Origin of the sequence: Halorubrum coriense DSM 10284, from assembly GCF_000337035.1 — an archaeon.
Lineage (GTDB): Archaea > Halobacteriota > Halobacteria > Halobacteriales > Haloferacaceae > Halorubrum > Halorubrum coriense.
The window spans coordinates 1-3,248 of the sequence record NZ_AOJL01000045.1 but is presented as its reverse complement, the minus strand read 5'-3'; the positions used below and the strand labels follow the sequence as shown (position 1 = coordinate 3,248).

3 protein-coding genes and 1 pseudogene are annotated in these 3,248 nt (G+C 70.0%); 3 read left to right on the top strand and 1 reads right to left on the bottom strand.

Annotated elements, in window-relative coordinates; genetic code table 11:
* Positions 1-22 precede the first annotated feature (22 nt).
* The 3 genes and pseudogenes from C464_RS11280 to C464_RS11270 form a co-directional block, all read left to right on the top strand.
* Positions 23-838 (top strand): annotated as a pseudogene (locus C464_RS11280) (sensor histidine kinase); the annotation flags it as partial.
* Positions 839-918: 80 nt separating this feature from the next.
* The gene (locus C464_RS11275; RefSeq protein ID WP_006113827.1) at positions 919-1,239 is read left to right on the top strand and encodes a helix-turn-helix domain-containing protein; all 321 of its coding nucleotides are present in this window, start codon (positions 919-921) and stop codon (positions 1,237-1,239) included.
* Positions 1,240-1,321: 82 nt separating this feature from the next.
* Positions 1,322-2,644: a tRNA (N(6)-L-threonylcarbamoyladenosine(37)-C(2))-methylthiotransferase gene (locus C464_RS11270; protein WP_006113826.1), complete on the top strand. Its 1,323-nt coding sequence runs from the start codon at positions 1,322-1,324 to the stop codon at positions 2,642-2,644.
* Here C464_RS11270 and C464_RS11265 read toward each other — a convergent pair.
* The coding region (locus C464_RS11265) for an ATP-binding protein (RefSeq protein WP_161781677.1) at positions 2,641-3,248 on the bottom strand (608 nt) is incomplete at its 5' end. The two genes, C464_RS11270 and C464_RS11265, sit on opposite strands and share 4 nt — an antisense overlap.

Here is a 3,248-nt window from a genome sequence, read left to right as displayed (position 1 = left end):
TCAGAGATGTGTATAAGAGACAGAGGCGGAGTTCTTCGACGAGACCGACCTCCAGTTGGCCCGGGTCCTCGCGGCGAACGTCACGGTCGCACTCGACCACGCCGAGCGAACCGAGCAGTTGCGCGACCGCGACGCCGCGCTCCAGCGCGAGATAGACCGGTTGGAGAAGTTCGCCGCCTTCGTCTCGCACGACCTCCAGAACCCGCTCAACGTCGCCGCCGGCCGCACCGACCTCGCGCGCGCGATAACCGATGACGACGCCGTCGTCCGAGAGCTCCGACAGGTCGAGGCCGCACACGACCGGATGAAGGAGCTGATCGACGACCTCCTCGCGCTCGCGCGACAGGGCCGGACGGTCGACGAGATCGAGTCCGTCTCGCTCGATGCGGCCGCCGAGCGAGCGTGGCGCACCGTCGACACCGGGAACGCGGCGATCGACCTCTCGCGGGCCGCCTTCCCGGTCGAGGCCGACCCGGAACGGCTCCGGACGCTCTTCGAGAACCTGTTCACGAACAGCGTCGAGCACGGTTCCGCGAGCGGTCGGGCGGAGTCCGGCGACGGCGCGGAGCACGGAACCGCCGACGGTCCGGAGGGCGCGGACGCGGCGAGCGGTCTCACGGTCTCCGTCGGCCCGCTCCCGGACGGCTTCTACGTCGCGGACGACGGGACCGGTTTCGACATCGACCCCGAGGAGGCGACGGAGTACGGCCGGTCGAGCACGTCGGACGGGACCGGCTTCGGCCTCGCGATCGTGCGCGAGATCGCGGCCGCACACGGGTGGAAACTCTCCGTCGACGACGCGGACGGCGCTCGGTTCGAGTTCCGTCGAGAAAGCTAATATATAAAAGACGGGTTGGCGTGCGCAGCATGCGCACAGGCGGGCCACGGTTATGCGCGATTCGCTCCTGTATATGACGTATGGACGAAGGAACCCGCGAGCTGCTCGAACCGCTCCCGCCGAGCGCCAAGCTGGTCTACTACGTGCTCGAGGCGGAGGGGCGGTTCGACCAGACCGGCCTCGCCGAGGAGACCCGACTCTCGACCCGCACCGTCCGGTTCGCGGTCGAGAAGCTCACCGAGGTCGGCCTCGTCGAGGAGGGGCTCTGCCCCCGGGACGCCCGCCGCTCCGTCTATCACGCCGTGTCGCCCGCCGAGCGCGACGCCGCCGACGAGCCGGAGGCGACCGCCGACTCCGCCACGGAGGCCGACGCGCCCGCCGCCGCGGTCGCCGAGGACTGAGCGCGGACGGCCTCGACTCGCCGCCCTCCACGCCCCGATCCGTCGCGTTTTTGGCCGCGGGACCGGTAACGTACTCACTCCGATGGCGACGTACCACATCGAAACGTACGGCTGTAGCTCGAACCGGGGAGAGAGCCGGGAGATCGAGCGCGCCCTCCGCGACGGGGGCCACCGCCCGGCCGACGGCCCGGAAGACGCGGACGTCGCCATCCTCAACACCTGTACCGTCGTCGAGAAGACGGAGCGGAACATGCTCCGCCGCGCCGAGGAGCTGTCGGAGACGACCGCCGAACTCGTCGTCACCGGCTGTATGGCGCTCGCGCAGGGCGAGATGTTCGCCGACGCCGACGTCGACGCCGAGATCCTCCACTGGGACGAGGTCCCCGCCTACGTGCTCAACGGCGAGTGCCCCACGGTCACCCCCGACGCCGAGCCCGTCTTAGACGGCGTCGTCGGCCTCCTCCCCATCGCGCGCGGCTGTATGAGCAACTGCTCGTACTGTATCACCAAGTTCGCGACCGGCCGGGTCGACTCCCCGCCGGTCGCGGAGAACGTCGAGAAGGCGCGGGCCCTGGTCCACGCCGGCGCGAAGGAGATCCGCGTCACCGGCCAGGACACGGGCGTCTACGGCTGGGACGACGGCGACCGGAAGCTCCCCGAACTGCTCGACCGGATCTGCGACATCGACGGCGAGTTCCGGGTCAGGCTGGGGATGGCGAACCCCGGCGGCATCCACGGCATCCACGAGGAGCTGGCCGAGGTGTTCGCCGAGAACGAGGAGCTGTACGACTTCATTCACGCGCCGGTCCAGTCCGGCTCTGACGACGTGCTCGAGGACATGCGCCGGCAGCACCGCGTCGAGAAGTTCCGCGAGGTCGTCGACACCTTCGACGAGCGGCTCGACCACTGGACGCTGTCGACCGACTTCATCGTCGGCTTCCCCACCGAGAGCGAGGCCGACCACGAGCGCTCGATGGACCTGCTCGCCGAGGTCCGCCCCGAGAAGATCAATGTCACCCGCTTCTCGAAGCGCCCCGGCACCGACGCCGCCGACATGAAGGGCCTCGGCGGGACGGTCAAGAAGGAGCGCTCGAAGGCGATGTCCGAGCTGAAGATGGAGGTCGTCGGCGAGGCGTACGAGTCGATGGTCGGCGAGACGTTCGAGGTGCTCGTCGTCGAGGAGGGGACCGGCGACTCGGTCAAGTGCCGCGACGGCGCGTACCGGCAGATCATCGTTCAGGGGGCCGCCGACCGCGGCGTCGAGGTCGGCGACTTCCTCACCGTCGAGGTGACCGGCCACAACACGGTGTACGCGTTCGGCGACCCCGTGACGGAGTCGGAGCCGGGCGACGGCGACTCGGTCGAGCGCGACGACAGGCCGGAGTCCGCGCCGTCGACGGCCTAACGCCCCGCGAACCGGTCGCCTTTCTCGTCTCGCTCTGCTCTCGCACCTTCCGATCCCGTCCGTTCCGACCCCGCGCTTTTTGATCCCGGACCGTCCGCTCCCGCACTCTCAGACCGGTGCTCCCGCGGTCGGTCGTCGTCCGGCTCGAAACGCTCCGGTCCGGCGTCGTCCGAGTCGTCCGAGCCGGGTCGGTCGGGGAGCCGGATTCGGACCGCCGTTCCCCGCGGCTCGCTGTCCGCGAACTCGACCGTTCCCCCCGCCCGGTTCACCGCCCAGTAGATCAGCCACAGCCCGATGCCCTCGGTGTGTTCGAGCGGGGTCTCCTCGGCGTTCCGGAGGGTCCGCCGCTCTACCCGTGGGATGCCTCGCCCGTCGTCCGCCACGACGAGGTGGACCGCGTCGTCGCGCCACACGCGCACCGTCACCGTCACGTCGTCGTTGTGCTCGACGGCGTTCCGCAGCGCCTCTTCGACCGCGACCGGCACGGCCGGGTGCGTCCGGACGACGCAGCGCTCCGGGAGCTCCGCGCGGATCGTCGCGCCGGGCGCTTCGGCGGTCAACTGCGCGACCTCCTCCTCGACCTGTCTCTTATACACATCTCTGA

What these genes read in the sequence shown, in the direction of transcription:
- C464_RS11270 (WP_006113826.1), top strand. Translation starts at nt 1,322, where the DNA reads ATGGCGACGTACCACATCGAAACGTACGGCTGTAGCTCGAACCGGGGA.
- C464_RS11275 (WP_006113827.1), top strand. Translation starts at nt 919, where the DNA reads ATGGACGAAGGAACCCGCGAGCTGCTCGAACCGCTCCCGCCGAGCGCC.